The organism is Flavitalea sp., from assembly GCF_035489435.1.
GTDB lineage: Bacteria > Bacteroidota > Bacteroidia > Chitinophagales > Chitinophagaceae > DATHKG01.
The window spans coordinates 34,300-58,559 of sequence record NZ_DATHKG010000018.1 but is presented as its reverse complement, the minus strand read 5'-3'; the positions used below and the strand labels follow the sequence as shown (position 1 = coordinate 58,559).

Genomic DNA, 24,260 nt, shown 5'->3' with positions numbered 1-24,260 from the left:
ATAAGACGTTACAAACTACGGAATCGTTGTCATAAAGTCAAAGACCTGCCTTAATTACCAGAATCAAAGCAGGCCCTTCACAAAAAATTATCAAAATCCGCACAGTTGCGGCGGCGATGTAAGTATCAGTTATCTCTTAGAACTACTACTACCCTTCGTTTTCACTTCCTGAGCCTTCTTCTGGGTCTCCTGAACCTGTTCAAGACGCTCCTGCCATTTGGATTTAACCTTTGGCTTTTTCCGGTTCTCCTCAATCTTAGCGAGGATCTTATCGTGGTCAATAATATAATTATTGATGGTAAACTGCAATAACAGGGTAATGATGTTTGAAACTGTATAATACCAGGTCAGTGCTGAAGGCAGGCTGTTGAAGATAAACAGCATGATAAATGGAAAGATATAAGGCATGTATTTGAGCGCAGGATTGCTTTGATCCGGCGTCATGTTCATGTTATATATCGAAATCAAAAAGCTTGTTAATACAGCCAGCAGGGTAAATAAACTGATGTGGTCGCCGAAATACGGGATGGTGAATGGCAAACGCGCAATTACATCATATGATGCAAGATTGTTTGCCCAGAGAAAACTTTCACCCCGCAATGCTATATTTGAGTTGAAGAAGCTATAAAGTGCAAAGAAGATCGGAATCTGTAATAATGCCGGGATACAACCTCCCAGTGGATTCACACCAGCTTCTCTGAAAAGCTTCATCTGCTCCATTCCGACAGCCTGCTGATCATTACCAAGTCTTGCCTTCATCTTTTCAATCTCCGGCCTTAAAGCCTTCATCTTGGCACCGCTGAGATAACTGGTATAAACCAATGGCGAAGTCACCAGGCGTATAACGAGCGTGAGCAGTAAAATAACTATGCCTAAACTACCTGCGAATGATCTGAAAAAATCAAACACAGGCATGATGATATATTTGTTGATCGGCCTCACAAATGCATACATGTCGCGGCCAAGGTTAACGATCTTGTCCATGTCTTCGGCCTGTTGTTTCAGGATGGTATAATCGTTCGGTCCGAAATACAATTGCAGGGGAACAGATGCCTGTGCGGTTAAGGGTAGTTTTTTCTGAAGATTGGTTGTCACTTCCGCAATTGATAGAGCCGTATCCGGGGATCTCACCCACCGCACTTCCCCGCTATTGAAATTATCTTTTGCGATCAGGGTTGTATTAAAAAACTGCTGAGCCACACTTACCCATTGAACGGGCTTTTCAAATTTATGCTCAGTCTTTTGCATGATATAATCAAAATCGTTGTCTTCAACGAAACAGATATTGGACTGTAATCTTTCATACTTGGCATCTTCTTCCTTGGATAGAGGCCTGGCATTCCAGGTTAGGTTAAATGCACCCTGGGTCAGCAACTTATCGGCACCGTTCATCTGCACGTTCCAATCCAGCATATAAGAGCCGGATTTAAGAAGGAACTGGTGCGTGATCAGTTCGCCATTATTACCTGCGGGAAGTGTAAAAATGATTGATTGACCATTGTCAGGAGTCCTGGTAACAGTTGGTGCATTGAAATACAGATCTGCCACCTGCGAAGACTGGTTTGGACCTGTATTCACAGCATAAGATATCCTGTCAAATGAAGTACTGTTTAATACAACAGGTGAACTATCCCTGAGTGATTTGTATTTTTTAAGTTGAACGGTTCGTGGCTGACCTCCTTTATTGGAAAAGGTAATTTTTATCACTTCATTCTCCACTACGGTGGTTTCTTCTTTTCCCGCTGTCTTTAATATAGCGGAGGTGTCTGGGGCGACACCCGCCACTGAATTCGTATCCCGGATTACTGCCATTGAATCCTTTACACGCTGCACAAAAGCAAGGGAATCCTTTTCTTTTTGTTGCGCATAAGCTAAATCTTTACTATTCTGTGTAGAAAGATATAAGTAAACAAAAAGTAACCCGGCCAATAACACAAAGCCTATTACCGTATTGCGGTCCATACTGCCCATTATGAAAAATTAATTTAAGGAGTGCAAATATAGGGGTTTGCCAATCAGATCATTTCACTTTGCAGCTGCGGATTTTTCATAGCCAGCTTCAATTCGGCATATTCCTTAGCCGCTTTGATGAAATGAACGAATACAGGCTGTGGATTTTCTACAGTGCTTTTCAGCTCCGGATGATACTGAACTCCAATAAAAAACGGGTGTTCGGGCAGCTCAATGATCTCAACCAGGCCACTTTCGGGGTTTTTGCCACTGGCAACCATTCCGGCTTCTTCGAACTGGTTCAGGTATTTATTATTGAACTCCCAGCGGTGACGGTGTCTTTCGTTGATCAGGGGAACTCCGTAAATCTGCCTGGCCAGTGAACCCTCTTTCAGTTCACATGGGTATGAACCAAGGCGCATAGTACCGCCTTTGGTAGTAATTTTCTTTTGCTCTTCCATCAGGTCAATTACCGGGTCTGGTGTATCCGGCCTCATTTCGGTTGAATGAGCATCTTTGAGATTCAGCACGTCCTGGGCATATTCAATAACGGCCATCTGCATACCAAGGCAAATGCCGAAAAACGGCAGCTTATTTTCGCGGGCAAATTTAACGGCTGTGATCTTACCATCAACCCCGCGGTGTCCAAATCCTGGCGCTACCAGCAAACCATCAAGATTCTGAAGTTTTTCGGCAACATTTTCATCAGTAATAAATTCACTGTGCACGTTAACGATCTGCACCTTGCACTCATTGACTGCGCCGGCATGAACAAACGATTCGAGGATCGACTTGTAGGCATCCTGCAATTCAATGTATTTTCCTATCAATCCAATGGTGACCCTGCTCTTAGGATATTTCAGTTTGTCCAGGAATTCCTTCCAGCGTGAAAGTTCCGGTTCATTGTATTGAGTGATGTTTAGTTTTTTCATGCAGATCTTGTCCAGCTTCTCATTCATCATCAGCAAAGGAACCTCATAAATGGAATTAGCATCCATGGCTTCAATCACCGCTTCCTGTTTTACATTACAAAACAAGGCAATTTTCCGCCGTATTTCAGGCGAAAGTGACTCTTCAGTTCGGCAAACAAGAATATCCGGATGAACTCCTTCCTGGCTGAGCATTTTAACACTGTGCTGGGTCGGTTTTGTTTTCAGTTCCTTGGCAGCTTTGAGATAAGGAATAAGGGTCAGATGAACAACCACCGTATCTTCTTCGGGAAGCTCCCATTGTAGCTGCCGCAGTGCCTCGATAAATGGTAAACTTTCAATATCACCCACGGTTCCCCCGATCTCGGTAATAATTATATCAAATTCGTTGCTCTGGCCCAGCAACAACATCCTTCTTTTGATTTCATCTGTAATATGCGGTACAACCTGTACCGTTTTCCCCAGGTAAGATCCTTCACGTTCTTTATTGATTACTGTCTGGTAAATTTTACCCGTGGTAACATTGTTTGCCTGGGAAGTGAATATATTGAGGTATCGTTCGTAGTGACCCAGATCAAGATCTGTCTCAGCGCCGTCTTCGGTAACAAAACATTCGCCATGTTCGTAAGGATTTAATGTACCAGGATCAACATTAATATAAGGATCAAATTTCTGGATGGTCGGTCGCAAACCCCTTGCCTGCAAAAGCTTGGCAAGTGAAGCTGCAATAATACCTTTACCCAGGGAGGATGTTACCCCACCGGTAACAAAAATGTACTTAGCCATGACGGATGGTTAAAATTTATAAGAATAAGTTATTAATAAGTCAAATAATATCGGACCGGAGAGTGAACAAACTCCGGAAATATTTCAAGGTAATTTTAGGGGGTAATCGCTGCGATGATTGTAAAATATCAAGGTCGTTAATGCACCCTCCCATCGACCCGGCGGAAACATTTGTAGAATCATTCCTGAAGGTCATGCAAACCTAAGTCAAATTTTCTGACTGTTAAAATCGGATAACCGAGTTGGGGAAAATTTAAGAAACCTGGTGTATTAAGAGACCAGGAAAGATAATAGCTGCATCTGCATCAGGTATGGAAGCCTGGCTTTTTACCTTCGAACAGCCTGGATATACTTTATTTCAGGAGCCAGAGATGGTACACTGGCTTTGATATTTACGAGGTGGTCGGTGTTAACATGTTTAGTATCAGATGTTTTTACCGAATGCAACCATATTATTGCAACAATTTCGGCCAATAATATAACGTAGCTGAACTTTTCTTTTCTCATAGACTATTAGTTAATCAGAACCTGCAGCACAAATCTCCGACGAACTTAAACGCAATTTCTGAAGATTTATTTCAACATCCAAACGGATACCATTAATTCTTAATATAGGAAATATATACCCAACCAGGAAAAGGGAAGCAAAAACTGAACCAGTTAATTCACATAAGATTTTAAGTAATTAATCTTTCTGTATTTTATCAAAGCTCGCAACGATCCCCAGTATCAATGACGAACTGAAACCCTGGTGCTCCATTTGGTTTAAGCCTGCAATAGTACATCCTTTTGGAGTTGTAACCTTATCTATTTCCTGCTCAGGATGGGATTTGTTTTTCAGCAACAGATCAGCCGCTCCTTTTACAGTTTGTGCTACAATCAGGCTCGCCGTGGCAGCATCAAATCCGATTTCAATACCACCCTGGATATTGGCCCGGATGTACCTCATGGCAAAAGCGGTTCCACAAGCACCGAGAACCGTTGCCGCATCCATGAGTTTTTCATCGATCCACGCCACTTTCCCGAGTTGGCTGAAAAGGTTTTCAATATATCGCACCTGGTCAGCGTTTGCGCTTAGTGCTGAAAGGCAGGTCATCGATTCCTGGATGGCGATCGCAGTATTTGGCATAGCCCTCACTATGGGAATTGGTTTAGCCAGTGTATCCCTCAAATGTTTGATGCCAACGCCGGTGATAACGGAAACAATCAGATGTTTTTTCTCGTCGAGGTCTTCCCTTATGCCGAGAAGAATTTCATCTATCTGGAAAGGTTTAACCGCCAGGATGATCAGATCCGCAAATCTTGCCGCCTCGCCGTTATTGTCACTGACCAAAACGCCTTTTTCCGCGAGACCGGTAAGCGTTTGTATGTTTCTTTTAGTAATGATAATATTACCCGGGACTGTAAAACCACTTTGAATGAGTCCCTGTGCAATCGCAGTGCCCAGGTTTCCGCCGCCGATGATAGCAATTTTTTTATCCATGTTAAAAAAATGGAGATTTTAATAATATTTGTTTTTTGAAAGATAGTTTCTTACATAATCATCCACTCCATCTTCGAGCGAAAAAAAGTGATCCTGGTAACCTGCCCTGGTGAGTTTTTGCATGTCTGCCTCAGTAAAATACTGATACTTGTCACGAATATCCTCGGGCATGTCTATAAAGTTAATCTCCGGCTCAAGATCCAATCCTGCAAAGGTAGCTTTTACGAGGTCCTCAAATGCACGTGCCTTACCTGTTCCAAGGTTGTAAATCGCACTGTTCTTACCGGCCCATTCCGGATTGGCAAAATATGTTTCCATAAACCAGTAACAAACCTTCAATATGTCTTTTACATATATAAAATCTCTTAACTGCTGGCCGTCGCGGAAATCAGGACGGTGCGATCTGAAGAGATTCACAATACCGTTTTTCTGAATCTGCCGGTAAGAATGAAAAATGACACTGGCCATTCTTCCCTTATGATATTCATTCGGTCCATAGACATTGAAAAATTTTAAACCTGCCCAGAATGGTGGTCGCTGATTTTGTTTCAATGCCCATTTGTCGAATTCGTTTTTTGACACGCCATAAGGATTCAGTGGCTTGAGATCATTGACCGTATCATGATTATCTGAGTAGCCCTCATCTCCTGAGCCATAGGTCGCAGCTGATGATGCATAAACTACAGGTACAGCTTTGGCTGCACACCAGTTCCATATTTTTTTTGAATAATCTACATTCAGATGTTCATGCACACTATAATCAAATTCGGTAGTATCTGTTTTGGCGCCGATATGAAAGATAAAACTGATGGCAGGTTTTGAATTCTCGAGCCATTCAAAAAAAACTTCCCTTTCTACTTTTGCGCTGTATTTTTTATTTTCAAGATTAGGAACCTTATCAAGGCGGCTGAAATCATCAACAAGAATGAGATTTTCAAAACCATTTCCATTAAGATATCCTACCAGGCAACTTCCAATAAAACCTGCAGCGCCGGTAACTACTACCTGGCCACTCTTATCTATATTTTTTACAGAACCACCTGCTCCCATCTTTTTCAGATTCTTATTGAATTAATTCTGTTGCAGCGCCATTGATGCCTCTTCTCCCGAGATAACATTTTCGATTGCAGTATCGTAACTGAATTTCCAATCTTCAATCTTCCCCCAGTTCATACCGTCGACTTCCATTTCTCCGGCAGTTACTATCCCGAGTTCTTCAAAAGGATGAGTACCTGTCACAGCTTTAAATTCTTCCAGTTGAGACTCACTAACGCTGACCACTACCCGACTTTGCCCTTCTCCGAACCAATATGCATCTTTACGGATATTGGAATCTGCCGCTTCCACATCTATACCAAGGTTACGGTTGAAACAGCTTTCAAACAAGGTAACAGCCAATCCACCTTCGCTGATATCATGAGCTGACCTTATCAGTTGTTTTGCAATCAACCTGGCAAGTAACTTTTGCAAAGCCAGTTCTTCCTCAATTTCAAAATGAGGGGCAGGGCTGAATTCGATGCCCAGTATTTTGTGCAGGTATTCTGAAGAACCGATATCATTGCTGCTTTTACCGAGCAGGAATATATAATCACCTTCATTCTTAAAATCCATGGTCATTTTCTTGTCAGCATTTTCCAACAGGCCAACCATGCCGATTGTAGGCGTTGGATAAACGGGTCCATCGGGATTCTGGTTATAAAAACTAACATTCCCACCTGTAACAGGGGTATTAAATTTCAGGCAGGCATTTCCCATTCCCTTGATGGCATGTACAAACTGGTAGTACACTTCAGGATCATAAGGGTTTCCAAAGTTCAGGCAGTTTGTGATGCCAAGTGGCTGACCCCCGCTACAGACTATGTTCCTGGCAGCTTCAGCAACAGCAATCATACCGCCTTTATAGGGATCGGCATATACATAACGGCTGTTGCAATCCGTGGTCAATGCCAGTGCTTTATTTGTCGGTTTAGCTATTACAATTGCAGCATCGCTGGGCGAATTGGTTGAACTGTTCCCGGTACCCACCATACTGTCATATTGGGTATAAACCCATCGTTTTGAAGCGATGTTTGGAATGCTGATGATCTTTTCTGCAACCGCCTTCAGATCATCCGGAACATTAATTGATGAAACATCAAAGCGGCGAATCTTTTCAAAATATGCCGGCTCACGGTATTCACGGTTATAAACAGGAGCTCCACCGCCGAGCACAAGATCAAAGGCCGGTAATTCAGCTTCAAGATTTCCATGCATATAAAAACGGAGTATTCCGTCGCCTGTAACTTCGCCTATTTCAGAGCATGGCAGATCCCATTTATCAAAAACCGCCAGTACTTCTTTTTCTTTTCCTTTCTCCACGACCATCAGCATTCTTTCCTGACTTTCGCTCAACAACAGTTCCCAGGCTTTCATGTTCTGCTGACGTGTTGGAACTTTATCAAGGTCAATGCGCATGCCGACTTCACCTTTTGCACTCATTTCTGAAGTGGAACAAATGATTCCGGCAGCTCCCATATCCTGCATACCAACTACTGCACCTGTCTGAATAACTTCCAGGCAAGCTTCCAGTAATTTTTTCTCCTGGAAAGGATCACCCACCTGTACAGCAGGCAGTTCACCAGTACTTTCGGCAGTGATATCTGCTGAAGCGAAAGAAGCTCCACCTATGCCATCTTTGCCCGTGGCACTACCAACAAAAAATACCGGGTTACCTATGCCTTTGGCAGTAGCTGAAATTGTTTCACCTGCTTTGAGGATACCTACGCTCATGGCATTTACAAGCGGGTTGGTATGATAACATTGCTCAAAATATATTTCACCGCCAACGGTCGGAACACCAAAGCAGTTGCCATAGTGACCGATGCCTTTTACCACACCGGCAAGCAGATGTTGTGTTTTTGTTTCCGGAAGATTACCAAACCTGAGTGAGTTGAGTGAGGCGATAGGCCTTGCACCCATTGTAAAAATGTCGCGGTGTATTCCACCTACTCCTGTTGCTGCTCCCTGGTAGGGTTCAATGGCAGAAGGATGATTATGGGATTCTATCTTAAAAACTACTCCATAACCATCACCGATATCCATCAGGCCGGCATTTTCATCGCCTGCCTTTACAAGCATTTTCTCACCATCCCTTGGAAGGGTCTTAAGCCATTTGATAGAATTTTTATAACTACAGTGTTCACTCCACATCGCACTGAACGAGCACAATTCATTAAAATTAGGGATCCGGCCAAGTTTTTCTTTTATCAGTTCAAATTCTTCTTCGGTTAAACGAAGTTGCTTTGCTGTCTTAACTGTTATTTCCATGGTGCTGCAAAAGTACAAAAAACAAGATCAGTCTGTAAGATCGTTCTGAAGTGTTGCAAAATATTCTTCCGTTACATGTTGCATTTCAAATTTTTGAATAACAAATGTCCTGCCTGTCCTGCCCATTTCCAGGCGGGCGGCTTCGGACATATTGATCACTTTTTCCATTTTATCTGCGAGATCAAACGGGTCTTTTACCTTGCATAAAAATCCGGATTGATTGTTTAACACTACATCACGACATCCCCGGGTGGCGGAGGTGATAACGGGAAGTTCCATGGCAGCGGCTTCCATCAGGCAACGTGGAATGCCCTCATTATAGAAAGATGGAAAAATAAAACAATGTGCACCTGAAAGATAGGGCCTCACATCACGGGCGAACCCCCTATAATTGATAAGGCCTTCTTTCTGCCAGCGATCAATATCGGCCTGGGCAATGGAATCGGGATGATGATCTTCTAAAAATCCCAGCAGTTCAAAATTTACATCATAATTTTTTTTCCTGAGTATTCTTGCCGCATCGGCATAGATCATGATCCCTTTACTTTTCAGAAGTCTTGTACTCATGATAAAAGTAAACCTGGGATTGCTCACACGTTTTTTTGGGGGCGAAAAATGAATTGTATTGATGCCTTCACCGGGCATAACTTTCATTTTACTGATATCAACAATTTTCTCAGTAACAAAAATCCTCGCATCTTCATTATTCAGGAACCATACTTCTTTAGCCTTTTTAAGTGAAAATTTATAAAGGGATTTCATTAAATAAAAAAGCCAGTTCCTTTTTGCAAAAGGATATCCTAAACCTGTGATGACGGCAACCGAAGGAATATTAATGGCAGCAGCAGCAAGTGACCCATAGATATTTGGCTTAGCTACATAATGAAAGATGAAATCAGGTTTGTTGTCTGCATAAATTCTTTTAAGCTTGCGGAAAAACAAATAATCCTTCAGGGGATTTTCAGTTTTATTATTAAAAGCAATGGGAATAAAACGACAACCAGACTCCACAAGTTCAGACGAATATTCGTCATCGGGTGCAATAACTAAGATATCATGACCTGCTTCCATGAGCGATCTGATTACATCCAGTCTGAAATTATAAACCGACCATGCACTATTTGAAACAAAAGCAATCAGTTTTACAGGGTTGTCCCGATTCATGCGCTGAATTGTGCTCAAATTTATACATTTAAGTGGTAAGACAATTCTTATTAGTGGGAAGACGTTGCTAACTTGAGCCTTTATGTAACCCTAATTTTTTCATGTTTGTTTTCACGGCGGTTTTATTGTTTACTATACTGGCAGTATTATGGCTTCGCCGGGCTATGCCAAAGGATCAATACGGACTCACAGATTTCCAGATTGTGCTGGCCTTCGGATTCAAAGTATTGATGGGCTGTGCCTATGGTTATATTTTCCTTGTGAAATATGATGGCGATGATACATGGTGGTTACATGAATACTCCCTCGGACAAACTGATCTCCTCAAAGAGGATCCCTGGTGGTTTTTTGCAGAAATGAATCCACTAATAGCTTTTACCAGGGAAGATGCTTCAGCCGGTTATTATTACCTGGCTGATCTTGAAACCTGGCTATTGACGAAACCATTTGCATTTGTGAATTTTTTGAGTGGGGGCAATTATTATATCAACATCGTTTTCTTTAATATACCCGTTTTTTTGGGTCAATATTGGTTATTTCGATTGCTCCGCAAAAAGTTTGCCTCGCCGGGATGGCCGGTTTATGCCGTTGTTTTCCTGGTTCCGCCGGTTGTATTTTGGTTGAGTGGTTTGCGGGCAGATGGCATCTTGTTTTTTATGGTGATGCTCGCTTTCCGGGAATTCAGCAAGCTAATAGAAAGGCCGGCAGTACGGCCAGTTATCATTTATATTCTTGCCCTGGCCTGTATTTTAATATTACGCAGTATTGTGCTGATGCTGCTTGTTCCGGCTTTTGTGAGCTGGTTTATTACCAGGAAAACCGGTAAGCCGCCGGTCCCCGTTTTTATCGCAGTTTATTCCACCTGTATAATACTGGTTCTGGGAAGCATTTTAGTTTCGCCTGAGCGAAATGCAGCAACGGTTATCGTTAATCACCAACGGTCTTTTTTCGAACTGGAGGGGAACACAAGATTCCACCTGGATAGCCTTGAGCCGGAAGCTTTAAGTTTTGTTCGGATTCTTCCCCAGGCTTTAAATAATACTTTTCTGCGACCATATCCCTGGGAAGCAAAGGGAGCTTTACAATATGCCTCGGTGCTGGAAGTGCTGCTGTTTCTGTTCCTGGTTTTTCTTTTGTCGCTTCGCCCGATTCCGGGCTGGAAAGGAGTAATAAATCACCCGTTTACTCTGTCTTTTCTGTGTTTTGCGGCTTCGTTATATGTGATAACCGGTTATATTGTTCCATTTCCAGGAGCCATTGTCAGATACAAGATAATTGGCGAGCTATTTATGATGTCAATTATGACCTGTTGCATCAACTGGAACCGTCAGCGACCTGACGCATTATAAAATCCACAGATATCAATAATTATTTAATATTTATTTTTGCCGGTCTTTTTCCCATTTAACTGTGAAATTTTTCGTTTTTAAGGCTAGTTTATCCACAATAATTGGAAAAAATCAAGATTCTGGACAAATACTTTTTTAAAAAGCAGTTTTATCGTTTATTTGCCAAAACTAAAACAATCAATGGAATCATTACGTTTTCAAGCAATCAACGATCTGAGTAAAGCTACCCCTGTGGAAGTAGATGGCTCAATGAAGATCACCGCCATTTTTGGTGAAAATGTTTTCACCATGAAAGTTGCACGTGAATTTTTAAGTGATGAAGCATTTAAAAGTCTGAATTCATCAATAAAAGGATCTAAGAAGATAGACAGGATGATGGCTAACCAGATAGCTGCCGGCGTTCGCCAGTGGGCAGAAAGCAAAGGTGTGAGTCACTTCACGCACTGGTTTCAACCATTGACCGGATCATCTGCAGAAAAGCATGATTCCTTTTTCACAATAAAAAGTGATGGTACTGCGCTCGAAGAATTTGACGGCGCGGCACTTATTCAGCAGGAGCCTGATGCTTCCTCTTTCCCAAGTGGTGGGTTGAGAGCTACTTTTGAAGCCAGGGGTTATACCGCCTGGGATCCATCTTCACCGGCATTTATCATGGAGATCGGCCAGGGTAAAACACTTTGTATACCGACACTTTTCGTTTCATATACCGGTGAATCACTTGACTATAAGGCGCCATTGCTTAAGGCACTTGAATCACTGAACAAATCCGCAGTTGAAGTTTGTCATTACTTCGATAAAAATGTAAACAAAGTAACTGCTACCCTGGGTTGGGAACAGGAGTACTTTGTAGTAGATGAAGGTTTATTCAATGCAAGACCTGACCTGGTAATGAGCGGTCGTACTGTATTTGGTCATTCCCCTGCAAAAGGTCAGCAACTTGAAGATCATTATTTCGGATCTATTCCTGAAAGAATCTATGCTTTCATGCGTGATTTCGAAACTGAATCTTACAGACTTGGTATCCCTTTAAGAACCCGTCATAATGAAGTTGCACCTGCCCAGTTTGAGTGTGCACCTATCTTTGAAGAAGTAAGTGTTGCGGTGGATCACAACTTGTTGTTGATGGATATCATGGATCGCGTTGCCCGCCGTCACAAGCTGCGCGTGTTGCTTCATGAAAAACCATTTGCAGGAATTAACGGAAGTGGTAAACATAACAACTGGTCAATGGCTACTGATACCGGCGTTAACCTGCTGGCTCCCGGTAAAACTCCAAAGACAAACCTGATGTTCCTTACTTTCTTCGTTAACACGATTAAAGCTGTTCATGACTATGCAGATCTGTTGAGAGCAGCTATTGCCTCTGCAGGAAATGATCACCGTCTTGGCGCTAACGAAGCTCCTCCTGCAATCATATCTGTATTTATCGGTCAATACCTGACGAAAGTACTTGGAGATGTAAAGGAAAGAGTTGGAGGAAAATTTGACGAACAGGATGAAGCAATTTTAAAACTCGATCTACACAGAAGTATTCCTGAATTGTTGCTTGACAACACAGATCGTAACCGTACTTCTCCTTTTGCATTTACCGGTAATAAGTTTGAGTTCCGCGCCGTAGGTTCTACTGCAAACTGCGCGAACGCAATGACCGTGTTGAATACAATCATGGCAGAAACCTTAAAGAAATTTAAGAAAGATGTTGATTCCCTGATTGAAAAAGGAGACAAAAAAGAAATCGCGATCATGCATGTGATCCGTGAATACGTTGTTGCGAGTGAAAAAGTTTTATTTGAAGGTGATGGTTATAGCGATGAATGGCACCATGAAGCGGAAAGACGTGGTTTACCAAATGTTCGTACTTCACCTCTCGCCCTTGATGCAATGACTACCGATAAGGCGAAAGCCCTTTTCGAACATAATAATGTTTATACTCATTCTGAGTTGGAGGCGCGTCATGAAATTGAACTTGAAAAATATCTGAAAAAAGTTCAGATCGAAGCCCGTATCATGGGTGAACTGGTTACAAGTCACATTCTTCCCGCAGCTATTGAGTATCAGAATACACTCATCAACAATATACAGGGATTAAAGAGCCTCGGGTTTGATGAAGCAGCTTACGCCAATCAGCAACAGATCGCCATCAAGATTTCTGAACATATCGGAAAGGTGAGTGATCTTGTTGAAAAAATGATCCAGCAGCGTAAGATAGTGAACGCTATGACTGACACTCGTACAAAAGCAATTGCTTATTGTTCGCAGATAAAGGATACATTCTTTGATCCGATCCGTTACAGCGTAGATAAACTTGAACTGCTTTGCGGAGACGAGTACTGGCTGTTACCAAAGTACAGGGAAATGTTGTTCCTGAGATAATAGCATGTTCCATAAAAAAACTAACTGCTAAAAACATAATCCCGGTTGCCAAAGGTAACCGGGATTGTTTTTTCAAAGAAACATTAAAGGTTCAGTAATTCATTGTTCAGTAATTCACTTCAGTTTCTCCTTAGCCCATTTCAGCGCTATGGCCAGTTGTTCTTTCATTGTGAGTTGAGAATTATCCAGTATGAGGGCATCAGCAGCCTGGCGTAAAGGACTGATCTCACGATGTGAATCAATATAATCACGCATTTCCAGATTAGCCTTTACTTCTTCCAGGGTGATATTGGGATTTTTTTCGTAGAGTTCGTTGAATCTGCGTTCTACTCTTACAGCGTTGTCGGCTGTCATGAAGATTTTTAATTCAGCATCAGGAAACACTACAGTGCCAATATCACGTCCATCCATAACTATCCCTTTATTATCACCCATATGCTGTTGCTGAGCAACGGCAAATTCCCTCACTTCTTTAACTGCAGCCACTTCGCTTACTTTTTCGGCAACTACCAGGTCCCTGATCACGTATTCGACGTTTTCGCCATTTAAGTGCATTTCGCTGTTCCTGCTCTTTTCGTTATGTATAAACTCCAGTGTTATGTCGTTGAGTGCCTGCTGAACGGCTTTGTGCCTTGTCCAGTCAATATGATTACGGAGAAAATAAAGTGTAATAGCCCGGTACATTGCACCGCTGTCTATATAAACATAGCCAAGTTCAGTGGCAAGTTGTTTTGCAACAGTGCTTTTACCGCATGATGACCATCCATCTATCGTGATAATAATTTTCTTTGCCATGATTCTGATTGCAAATTTGCCATGATTCTGATTACAAAAATGCAGAAAAAAAACCATGTAAAATCATATTAAATGCATTCACAGATTAGTCGTTGGTTCAGGATTATCGAAATTCTTTTTATGTCCGGGCTTATTGAACCTGCCAATAATTTTCAGAACAGGAGTAAGTGTTAAAAGCAACAACAGGTTTTCAAAATTGTAAATATAAAAGATGGCGAAGCCTCCGATGAAAAATAACAAATAAGCCACCAGCAGCAATTTATCCCACTTGAAATTTATAAATCCTATTATAAATAATCCTTCAATCAGGATGAGGAAAACCCAAAGAGCATGAGCAGGATATTTATGAGATATCAGCCATTTGATGATATTCATTTCCAGAGAGCTTTTGTTAGAAACAAGTGCTTCCAGGTGGGTTGCAATTAACAACATATTTGTCTGATCGACATGCCATAGATTACCCCGTGCAATTTTCCAGCAGGCCGCACTAACCATCATAAAACATAAAAAAAACCTGCAGAATGTAAATGCTGTAACAAAGCGCGGATTACCCGAAAATATGAATGGAAATGCCATGATCATTAAGCCGATGTTTGTATAATGATGGCCGGCTAACATATTATAGACTATAAAGTAGATGAAATACAATACAAAGAACAGTGAAGGAAAGGTTCTTTGCCTTGGCCAGATTATAGAAGCCAGACAGGATAGAACCAACAATGCATCGAAATAGGGCGCAGGCCATCCCGAAATGAACTTCGGAATACCGGCAATCATAAACATCAGGTATACCGGGTCAACATCCTGTTTCAAAAGCGGGTTTGGTCCAACCTGGGAGATCAGGATGTGATAGCAGAAATTAAGAACAATACTAAAAAGCGCCAACGAATAAAAAACCCGTTGCAATAAGTATCTGTTCGTGGAAACAAAATAAGAATAATCAGAAAACTTCCAGTATTTCATGCTTTAAGGGGCTGGGATATAATGTGGTTCTATTCAGAAGATACTTTGTCTCCACAATTTTAACGACAGCATTATCAATGTCTGCTATGTGATTGCACTTTTCCTTAAACCAGGCTTTGAAATCATTCTGAGCCTTTGGAGTATTATAAACTTGCCGGGCAACAAAAGGATAAAAGACAGAGTTATATATAAAAGGATACCCGGTTTCAACCCGTGTTTTTAATATATCGTTTTGATTGTTTCGCTTCATTCCGATATAATTACCTGCATTTATTTCCAGCAATTGTGTTTCCCTAAAGGGCGGGTTATAAGATTCCAGGGTCCTGTCATTGATGAGGACCTGAATGGTTGAAAACGTATCAGACGCCATAACTTTTTCCGAGAACATGCCGAACAAAACAAAAGGAGTAGCCTCAAGCTTAATAAAGGTAAAAAACAACTGGATTGTTATACAGATAACGACAAGTAGAAATGCTTTGGGGTCTGTTCGTTTTAGTCCAACAAGAAATGAAAACAAAAGCATCCGCTTCTTTGAAGTTCTAAACATTCAATAAAATTATGTTTATAATAAATCTAGGTAATAAATAGAAACTTCTGCGATTTTATTCCTCATCCTCTTATGACATATCCTCATCTTTTATGACACAAAAAAACGTATTCCTCTTTTTGAATTGCAAAGTTTTGATATTGTTTCAGGTGTGATGGCGATAAAGCTTCATTTTGGAAACCGGCAGATTCAATGCGCCTCAGATAGTCATTTAACGCATAAACTCTCACATGATCTTTTTGCCCGAACAACTCTTCCTGCTTTACGGGGTCATTTATGGCCGGATCTTCTATTGTTGTGGATATTGATGCAGAAAAAGGAACCTGGAGTATGGCAACAGCCCGTGGTTTAAGCACACGATAAATTTCCCTGATTGCTTTTATATCCTGTGGTATATGCTCCAGAATATGATTAGCCATTACTATGTCAAATGTAGCATCCTGAAACGGCAGACAGGTGGCATCTGCAAACGCAATTTGTGAATCAATATTAGTATAGTACCCGGGCATCGTATCAACCGTAGTAACCTCGGCCTCCTTTTTCAAATACTCAAACAGATTTTTTTCAGGTGAAAATTGAAGTATCTTCTTCCCCCGAATGTCAATCCGGTCTTTCAGAATACAAAGCAATAGCCTTTCACGATTTTTGCTCATGCAATTCGGGCAAAAAACATTGTCTCCATATCCTGCGACGACATTATATTTCTTTATCACATTTGCTATGACAGTCCCCGGAATATCAGGCACAAAGCTTTGATACTGTTTATGGCAAAAATTGCAGGTGTATCCGGTTCCTTTCTGACTGGCATACCTGACTCTATTGCTGATTTTTATCAATTGAAAAATGGTTGAGCGATAAGTCAATTGCAAAGAATGATAGATGCCAAGTTTCTTTAAAACAGAGATTAGTTGTTGCTTCATTTTGGTATCTGGTGAAGCTGAAGATAAAACAATGAAGGATGTGTAACATAAAACGGGCCGCTAATACTGGCGGCCCGTTTATTATTTGTATTTACTGCCATGGCAGTGAACAATCCGATTTTTTTGCAAATTGATATTAAGCTTCTGTTTGATATTAAGCTTCTGACTTCTCCTTTGTTGGAGACTTCAGCGTGAAACTGAGTTTGGAATTCTCCTTATCCAGTTCCGCTACCATGATATCACCCGGCTTGATAGCCATCTTCAGAATTTCTTCTGCCAAAGGATCTTCGAGATACTTTTGAATGGCCCTGTGTAAAGGACGGGCACCAAATTGCTGATCATAACCTTTTTCAGCAATGAAGTTCTTCGCATCCTCGGCAAGCTCCAGTGAAAATCCAAGGTTTACAAGACGTTTTGTTACACCCTTCATCAGGATATCAATGATCTTGAAAATGTGTTCTTTGGTCAGTGAATTAAAGATGATCACATCATCAATACGGTTCAAAAACTCTGGTGAGAACGTTTTTTTCAGTGCTTTTTCAATAACTGCTTTGTTATTCTCATCCGCATTCTGTGTTCTTGACGCTGTTGTAAATCCAACTCCATCACCAAAATCTTTCAACTGGCGTACACCAATATTTGAAGTCATGATGATAGTAGTATTCTTGAAATCGATCTTTCTTCCAAGACCATCAGTAAGCTGACCATCATCCAGCACCTGCAACAAGATATTGTAAATATCCGGGTGCGCCTTTTCAATTTCATCCAGCAGAATCACTGAGTAAGGTTTGCGGCGGACTTTTTCAGTCAGCTGACCACCTTCTTCATAACCTACATAGCCCGGAGGTGCACCGATCAAACGGCTCACGGTAAACTTCTCCATATACTCACTCATGTCGATACGCACCAGCGCATCTTCAGAGTCGAACATATAACGTGCCAGTGAACGGGCAAGCTCGGTTTTACCAACCCCTGTAGGGCCCAGGAATATAAATGTACCAATTGGCTTCCTGGGATCCTTAAGCCCTACCCTGTTACGCTGTATGGCCTTCACCACCTTGCTGATAGCTTCATCCTGGCCTACAACCATGTTAGCCATATCAACGGCCATATTGCGAAGCTTATCACTTTCTGCCTGTACCATCCTTTTAACAGGGATACCGGTCATCATACTTACGACTTCGGCTATAGCCTCATCATCGATTGGATAACGCTTGTGTTTGCTTTCTTCTTCCCACTGACTTTTTGCTTTCTCAAGATCTTCCTGTAAGCGTTTTTCAGTATCGCGCAGAGATGCAGCTTCTTCAAATTTCTGGCTCTTCACCACTTTATTTTTTTCAACCTTCACATCTTCAATCTTCTTCTCAAGATCGAGGATCTCTTTTGGAACGTTGATATTCTTAAGGTGGATACGTGCTCCTACTTCATCCATTACATCAATCGCCTTGTCAGGCAAAAGCCTGTCGGTAATATAACGGTCACTCAGTTTAACACAGGCTTCGATAGCATCATTGCTATAGGTGACGTTGTGGTAATCTTCGTATTTGGATTTGATGTTGTTTAGAATCTGGATAGTTTCATCAACACTTGGTGGTTCGATGATAACCTTTTGAAAGCGGCGGTCAAGTGCACCGTCTTTTTCAATGTACATACGATACTCATCCAGTGTGGAAGCACCAATACATTGGAGTTCGCCACGGGCAAGAGCCGGTTTGAAGATGTTAGATGCATCAAGTGAACCACTTGCACCACCTGCACCCACAATAGTATGAATTTCATCTATGAAAAGAATCACATCCCTGTTCTTTTCGAGTTCGTTCATGATCGCCTTCATTCTCTCTTCGAACTGACCGCGATACTTTGTGCCTGCAACCAACGCTGCAAGATCAAGTGAAATAACTCTTTTGTCGAATAATACACGTGAAACTTTACGTTGCACGATACGTAATGCAAGACCTTCAACGATTGCTGTTTTACCAACACCTGGTTCACCGATAAGGATCGGGTTGTTTTTCTTTCTGCGCGAGAGTATCTGTGAAACTCTTTCGATTTCCAGTTCACGGCCGACTATCGGATCAAGAGATCCGTTTTCAGCGAGACGGGTAATATCGCGTCCGAAATTATCAAGGACGGGCGTTTTGCTTTTTGCGCTGCCGGCAGCTCGTGATTTCTGCTGTGAATACTTTTTTTCCTCATCAAAATCGTCTTCGTTTTCATCAGCGTATTCACTGCGTATGTCGTTGCTTTTGACCACGCCTAATTCGTTTCTGAATAAATCGTAATCCACGTCGAATTGATTTAAAATTTGAGTAGCAATGTTTTCCTTGTTCTTAAGAATTGATAGCATCAGGTGCTCCGTTTCTACCGTCGGGCTTTTTAGTGCCTTGGCTTCGAGAACGGTTACCCTGATTACTTTTTCTGCTTGTTTTGTTAACGGCAGACTATTAATGTTGGCGATGTTCTTACCGGTTTTATCTTTTACTGCAAGTTCAACTTCTTTCCGTAACTCATACAAATCGACGTTAAAGCTCTTTAAGATTCGCACCGCAGTGTTGTCACCTTCGCGAATCAGGCCCAGCAACAAATGTTCCGTACCGATAAAATCGTTCCCCAGCCGTAATGCCTCCTCCCTGCTAAAAGAAATGATCTCCTTGACCTGGGCTGAAAAATTGTTGTCCATTTTTCTAATTTGTTGTGAATGATACAATAATAACAAATATTTTTGACTAAAGTTGACGCCGTCAAAATATTAACGACGGTTATAATAATTAAGTGTATGCAGGTCAAAATTGATACCAGAGAGAAATTCCATGTCATTACGATCGGGGAACCAAAACTCGCTGCTAATATGACAGCAGAGCTTGATAAATACCTGCTACCCTTCGCCGAAGATCAAATCAGGAATGTTGTGCTCAATTGTGAAGACATCCGGGAGTTGGATAGTGCTGCGGGAGAACAGTTATTAAAAATTCAGCAGCATTTTTATGATCACCAGAGCTCGTTTGTAATTTGTAATCTTCAGCCCGCGGTGCAGGAGATGCTTGAAGCAAATGACCTGTTTGCACAATTGAATATAACCCCCACTGAAAGTGAAGCCTGGGACATAGTTCAGATGGAAGAGATAGAGAGAGAATTAATGGGCGGAGATTAAGTTTTTACAATGCACACTTACGTAATTATTGTAGCAGGCGGAAGCGGGGAACGGATGGGCACTTTGATCCCCAAACAATTCCTGGATCTGGTGGGGAAACCATTACTACATTACTCAATCACAGCTTTCAGAAGGGCATTTCCAGACATCAGAGTTATCCTGGTAGTTCCGTCGGCACATCTGCCAAGGGGTCAGGAGCTAGCCCGCAATCCTGCTTACAATGGCCAGGTGGAAGTGGTTACCGGTGGAGCAACACGCTTCGATTCTGTTAAGAATGGCTTAAAATACGTAGGAAAAGACTCCATCGTATTTGTACATGATGGGGTAAGATGTCTCCTTAGCCCGGATCTGATACTGCGCTGCTACAATAAAGCCATCCTTGAAGGCAACGCCATACCGGTTTTAACCGCAACGGATAGTATCAGAATTTCCAGTGAAGAGGGCAATATCCCGATAGACAGGTCCCTTGTTCATTTGGTACAAACTCCACAGACTTTCCAATCTGAATTATTGTTAAACGCATTTAAACAGGAATATCATCCTTCATTTACAGATGAAGCAATTGTTGTAGAAAAAACAGGGGTTCGCATTCATCTCATCGAAGGAGAATTGAGCAACATCAAAATCACCCGCCCAATCGATATGATAATTGCCGCGGAATTATTACGGAATGCTGATATTTCCCCGGATGAGTCGAAATAATCAACTCTTATTTTTTAAACCATCTAAACAGGAATGGAAGGTGGTTATAATGCAGGTGATAATAAATTTCGGTTTGAGGACTGAATTTCTGGTAAAATGTTGCAACACCTGGTATATCAGACCCTTCGAAATCCAACACGATATCCTCACCGGAATATTGCCGGATAATTGAGTCAATCATGAAATAGCCTGCTCTTGCAGTCCGGCCGCTTACGGTAGGAGCGCCCAACAGGTAATAAATTCTTTTTTCAAATACAAAGAACATCGCAGCAAAATACAATTCTCCTGTATCCTTGTTTTCCACTCCGCAACTTAGCAGGTTACCCGATTTACCAGCATCCACAGCAAATGAAAGCATACCGCCATAATCATCATCGCTGCAGGCAGCTTTTTCTCCATATGTTTTACGGTACAATGCAATTACATCATTGGGTGGCACATTGCCGGTAAACCTGCAATGTCTTGAGTTTGCTTTCCGCAGACATTTAGTCGCTTCTTCCTGGTAAGCTCCGGCAATCAGGTCATAGCCCTCAAGTAAAGGCAACACATAATTTACCCTTGCCCTACTGCTCCAATCCGTTTCAGGGCTACTAAAGGCAAGGTCAATATCGGCATAACTGTAGTGCCGTTCGAGCGCGATCAGGAACATAGCACGGATCTCTTCATTACAATCATTGCCATAAACATCCAAACGCTGGATAAAAGTGGGAGTATACAGGTAACGGATACCAAACTTTTTTCGATAGGGAAGTGGAAGTATATACCGGTAATCACCCGCCACCAACGCATCCCAGGATCCTCCCAATAAATCAAGTGAATAAGTCAGCCCATAAATAACCGCGCCTTTTGAACCCCTGACAGTCTGGTTCCATTTTACCTCATCGATCTCTGATCTCCTGAGCAAGACGGGTTCAAGATTCATTTGCTGCAAGTTTAATGCGATGTTTAATGAAGAATGCGATGTTCAAAATAGAAGATTATGCTTTCCGGTTAGTCGCTTTATATCCAGGTTGTGCAGGTCTATACTGAAAGATATTTTCCGTAAAAATTTGTTTTCTTCAGGAACCGTTTTAAGATTGTCACTGAAAGTTTTACTATAAACTATAGGGGCATAGATATTCAGGATCTCCTTAAATAATGATAGCTGAAGACCCGCAACATACATGAACCTGCTTCCTGAAGCATCTTCCTGCCATGCCCCGGCATAAGTTCCAATATCAAAAAATATTTTTAAAGGCACTACCGGCGGTAATATCTGCTTAGGGATGGAAGTGCTGAAGTTTATTGATGTCACCCAATTGTCTGATCTGCCCTGCAGGTCCTGGAAAATATCTGTCCTCAATTTAAGTCCACCATCGCGCATCATGATTTGTTGCGATGCAATACCTTCAGACTCCTGTCTTCCTATAAAATAATCGCCATAAGTATAATCTTCATAACCCGTAACAGCGGTCAGTTTCGGCTGGTACCTGGCGGTTTCAAATGTTTTGCTAACAGACTGACTGCCTATATATCCGAATTTCGCTGCAAATAAGCGCAGATTCATTCCACCCCCGGAAGCATAGTTGTAAAAATATTCAGCATTTAGGTTTACCCGGTAAAAATCTTCAGCTTGTTGAACCTGTAATGAAGCGTCATAGGGATACAATACACGTTGATCTGACAAACCGAAAGTTAACTGGTTGATATAACGGTATTGTATAGCCGATTTTTCAGGATAGTAATTTCCGTCAGAAACCTTCATATTGTAACTGAAACCGGTTTCACCTATTATATAGGTTTTCCATTCTAACCATTTATCCATGGTACTTAAAGGTGAAGGCCTGCGAAACGAAACCTTCAGGGAAGGAGTGAACTTCAGAAAACCGGAACTGATCCGCATGTTGTTACTGTCCCTACCGCTTAAAGTTGAAAAACGTGAAAAACCTAAGCCGGTCGTGATCTTATTTATCTTACCTGGTTTATACCAGGTGTAATTAAAATCAGCGATACCATTGAATTGTTTTGAACGGGTGGCATAAAGAGGACTCACAAAAAAATGAAAGCGGTTGATAGGACCTGCATAATTATGAACAGCAGCCCCAATCATAAAACCATCAGAGGTATTATAGCCCGGTACAGGCAAAACATCTATGTAGTCAATTGAATCGGATGTATGCGAACGAAAATTAAAACCGCTTACTATTTTTTTTTTATAAGATGGCGGTGGCCCGGTCTGCTTATTATAAAGAAGATTGAAATGGGCAGTAAGATCTTTGCCACTGCTTTGTTCAACAGATTTTTTAAAGTCTTCGGGCGTCGGGTGCCGGAACTTCCATTCCTCAGCATATTGCTTCATTGCTGAATCAAAAATTTTCCTGCCTAACATTTTTTCCAATGAAGCAAGCCATCCGGCCGCTTTATGATAAGCAGTTGAATAATAATTTCCCTGGCTGAAATCTGCCGATGAAGTGGCAATGGGTTGACCAGTTCCCTGATTTTCACCATAACGGAATTGCTGCCGGGTATTGGAACTACGAAACAAATTATTTTTGCCGGAAGCCCTGTTTTCGAAACGCATTTCGTAATATGTATTCATCCCTTCATCCATCCATGGATGATCCCTTTCATTGGTTGCCAATATCCCCTGGAACCAGTTGTGCCCCACCTCATGTTCTATAATCTCCATCAATTGTTGTTTACCTAATCCACTGCTCAGGTTCGTTATCATGGGGTATTCCATACCACCTCCTATTCCAAAATCAGCATCAACAATACTTATTGAGTTATAAGGATACTCAAAAAGGAGCCCGGACCGAAACTGAATAGCTTCGCGGACCTGAACTAAACTTTCTTTCCAATCCTCTGCGGATTCCGGGCGATAGAAACTATAGGCTTTTACAGTTCTGCCTGATGGCAAAGGGATGTCGACCGACCGGATAATAAAATATTTGTCTGCAAAAAATGCAAAATCATGGACACTGTCTTGTATGTATCGCAGCGTTTTGGTTTCCGGATCAGAAGCAATTGCTTCGAATCTGGTGACCGGAGCCTGGAATGAATTCTTATTTTTAGACTGTTTTATTTTTTTTCTTTCAGGAGCTGTAGAGCGGGTGCGCATCCAGTCGATTTCTTCTTTATTCTGTAATTCCCCGGTAGCAGCCACCACGTAATTTTTTGGTATTGTGATACTGACATCATATGTACCAAACTCACTGTAAAATTCACCCTGGTCAAGATAAGGCATAGGATGCCAGCCTTGCTTATCATAAACCGCAGGTTTTGGGTACCATTGTGTGACCTGGTAAGACTGCCCACCTGTGCCATTGTGACCACCCCGGCTAAAATTGTAGGGAAGCTTAACATGAAAAGTGGTGGATATATTTCTAACCTGGCCTGGTAGCAATGGCTGATGTAATAAAACCTTTACCACATCTGTATAAGATGGATGATCTTCCATTTCCAATGATACTGTCCCGGATTTAAAATCAAGTTTATTTATATAACCTTTCTGCTCCGGTTTCGAAAAATAAAATGCTGTTTTGCCATTTCGCAATAGCTGTTCGCTGAATGCGGTTTTGTCATTTTTGAAAGCATTTGGCCAGACATGAAACCAGATAAAACCAATTGTGTCGGGTGAATTATTCCGGTAGTTTAAACTTATAAAGCCATCAAGTGTGTGTTCAACATCATTCAGACTCACTTCTATTTTGTACTGAACATTTTGTTGCCAGTAATGATCCTGTGCCTTTGCACCGGGTAAATGCAAAACACAAACAATTATTAAAAGTATCAGCCTGGTTAATTGCATGCCATCATAAGCTTTAATTCTTATCAAACGCAGGGAGGTGATCTTTATTGGA

18 protein-coding genes are annotated in these 24,260 nt (G+C 41.6%); 4 read left to right on the top strand and 14 right to left on the bottom strand.

Annotated features, from left to right (window positions below):
- Positions 1–129: 129 nt before the first annotated feature.
- From yidC to VK664_RS02570, 7 genes are all read right to left on the bottom strand, one after another.
- The gene (gene yidC, locus VK664_RS02600; protein WP_461397043.1) at positions 130–1,962 is read right to left on the bottom strand and encodes a membrane protein insertase YidC; all 1,833 of its coding nucleotides are present in this window, start codon (positions 1,960–1,962) and stop codon (positions 130–132) included.
- A gap of 53 nt (positions 1,963–2,015) precedes the next feature.
- Positions 2,016–3,665 (bottom strand): CTP synthase, encoded by a 1,650-nt coding sequence (locus tag VK664_RS02595; RefSeq protein WP_461397042.1) that lies wholly within the window; start codon positions 3,663–3,665, stop codon positions 2,016–2,018.
- Between the two features lie 327 nt (positions 3,666–3,992).
- The gene (locus VK664_RS02590; protein ID WP_461397041.1) at positions 3,993–4,172 is read right to left on the bottom strand and encodes a hypothetical protein; all 180 of its coding nucleotides are present in this window, start codon (positions 4,170–4,172) and stop codon (positions 3,993–3,995) included.
- Positions 4,173–4,350: 178 nt separating this feature from the next.
- Complete coding sequence (proC, locus tag VK664_RS02585; RefSeq protein WP_461397040.1) at positions 4,351–5,148, bottom strand: pyrroline-5-carboxylate reductase; 798 nt, start codon at positions 5,146–5,148, stop codon at positions 4,351–4,353.
- A gap of 18 nt (positions 5,149–5,166) precedes the next feature.
- On the bottom strand, positions 5,167–6,198 hold the full coding sequence (gene rfaD, locus VK664_RS02580; RefSeq protein WP_461397039.1) for an ADP-glyceromanno-heptose 6-epimerase: 1,032 nt from the start codon (positions 6,196–6,198) through the stop codon (positions 5,167–5,169).
- A 21-nt stretch (positions 6,199–6,219) separates the two neighbouring features.
- The gene (gene purL, locus VK664_RS02575) at positions 6,220–8,454 is read right to left on the bottom strand and encodes a phosphoribosylformylglycinamidine synthase subunit PurL (protein ID WP_461397038.1); all 2,235 of its coding nucleotides are present in this window, start codon (positions 8,452–8,454) and stop codon (positions 6,220–6,222) included.
- Between the two features lie 27 nt (positions 8,455–8,481).
- Positions 8,482–9,636, bottom strand: coding sequence for a glycosyltransferase family 4 protein (locus VK664_RS02570; protein WP_461397037.1), 1,155 nt, complete (start codon positions 9,634–9,636; stop codon positions 8,482–8,484).
- Positions 9,637–9,719: 83 nt separating this feature from the next.
- Between VK664_RS02570 and VK664_RS02565 the strand changes: the two genes are divergently transcribed.
- Together VK664_RS02565 and VK664_RS02560 are read left to right on the top strand one after the other, a co-directional pair.
- Complete coding sequence (locus VK664_RS02565; protein WP_461397036.1) at positions 9,720–10,967, top strand: hypothetical protein; 1,248 nt, start codon at positions 9,720–9,722, stop codon at positions 10,965–10,967.
- A 180-nt stretch (positions 10,968–11,147) separates the two neighbouring features.
- On the top strand, positions 11,148–13,340 hold the full coding sequence (locus VK664_RS02560) for a glutamine synthetase III family protein (protein WP_461397035.1): 2,193 nt from the start codon (positions 11,148–11,150) through the stop codon (positions 13,338–13,340).
- Between the two features lie 114 nt (positions 13,341–13,454).
- On the opposite strand, the gene cmk is transcribed toward VK664_RS02560, so the two are convergent.
- From cmk to VK664_RS02535, 5 genes are all read right to left on the bottom strand, one after another.
- Positions 13,455–14,135 (bottom strand): (d)CMP kinase, encoded by a 681-nt coding sequence (cmk, locus tag VK664_RS02555; RefSeq protein WP_461397034.1) that lies wholly within the window; start codon positions 14,133–14,135, stop codon positions 13,455–13,457.
- A 78-nt stretch (positions 14,136–14,213) separates the two neighbouring features.
- Positions 14,214–15,098 (bottom strand): hypothetical protein, encoded by an 885-nt coding sequence (locus tag VK664_RS02550; RefSeq protein WP_461397033.1) that lies wholly within the window; start codon positions 15,096–15,098, stop codon positions 14,214–14,216.
- Positions 15,076–15,645: a hypothetical protein gene (locus tag VK664_RS02545; protein WP_461397032.1), complete on the bottom strand. Its 570-nt coding sequence runs from the start codon at positions 15,643–15,645 to the stop codon at positions 15,076–15,078. The genes VK664_RS02550 and VK664_RS02545 overlap by 23 nt, the downstream gene beginning before the upstream one ends.
- A gap of 83 nt (positions 15,646–15,728) precedes the next feature.
- Positions 15,729–16,565 (bottom strand): class I SAM-dependent methyltransferase, encoded by an 837-nt coding sequence (locus tag VK664_RS02540; protein ID WP_461397031.1) that lies wholly within the window; start codon positions 16,563–16,565, stop codon positions 15,729–15,731.
- A 154-nt stretch (positions 16,566–16,719) separates the two neighbouring features.
- Positions 16,720–19,245 carry an ATP-dependent Clp protease ATP-binding subunit gene (locus VK664_RS02535; protein ID WP_461397030.1) on the bottom strand — a complete coding sequence of 842 codons (2,526 nt, stop codon included), beginning with the start codon at positions 19,243–19,245 and terminating at the stop codon, positions 16,720–16,722.
- A 96-nt stretch (positions 19,246–19,341) separates the two neighbouring features.
- On the opposite strand from VK664_RS02535, the gene VK664_RS02530 reads away from it, so the two are divergent.
- Positions 19,342–19,716 (top strand): STAS domain-containing protein, encoded by a 375-nt coding sequence (locus VK664_RS02530; protein ID WP_461397029.1) that lies wholly within the window; start codon positions 19,342–19,344, stop codon positions 19,714–19,716.
- A 9-nt stretch (positions 19,717–19,725) separates the two neighbouring features.
- The gene (locus VK664_RS02525; protein ID WP_461397028.1) at positions 19,726–20,418 is read left to right on the top strand and encodes a 2-C-methyl-D-erythritol 4-phosphate cytidylyltransferase; all 693 of its coding nucleotides are present in this window, start codon (positions 19,726–19,728) and stop codon (positions 20,416–20,418) included.
- Between the two features lie 7 nt (positions 20,419–20,425).
- On the opposite strand, the gene VK664_RS02520 is transcribed toward VK664_RS02525, so the two are convergent.
- Both VK664_RS02520 and VK664_RS02515 read right to left on the bottom strand, forming a co-directional pair.
- Positions 20,426–21,340, bottom strand: coding sequence for a hypothetical protein (locus VK664_RS02520; protein WP_461397027.1), 915 nt, complete (start codon positions 21,338–21,340; stop codon positions 20,426–20,428).
- 42 nt (positions 21,341–21,382) lie between these two features.
- The gene (locus VK664_RS02515) at positions 21,383–24,208 is read right to left on the bottom strand and encodes a M1 family metallopeptidase (protein ID WP_461397026.1); all 2,826 of its coding nucleotides are present in this window, start codon (positions 24,206–24,208) and stop codon (positions 21,383–21,385) included.
- Positions 24,209–24,260: the final 52 nt, after the last annotated feature.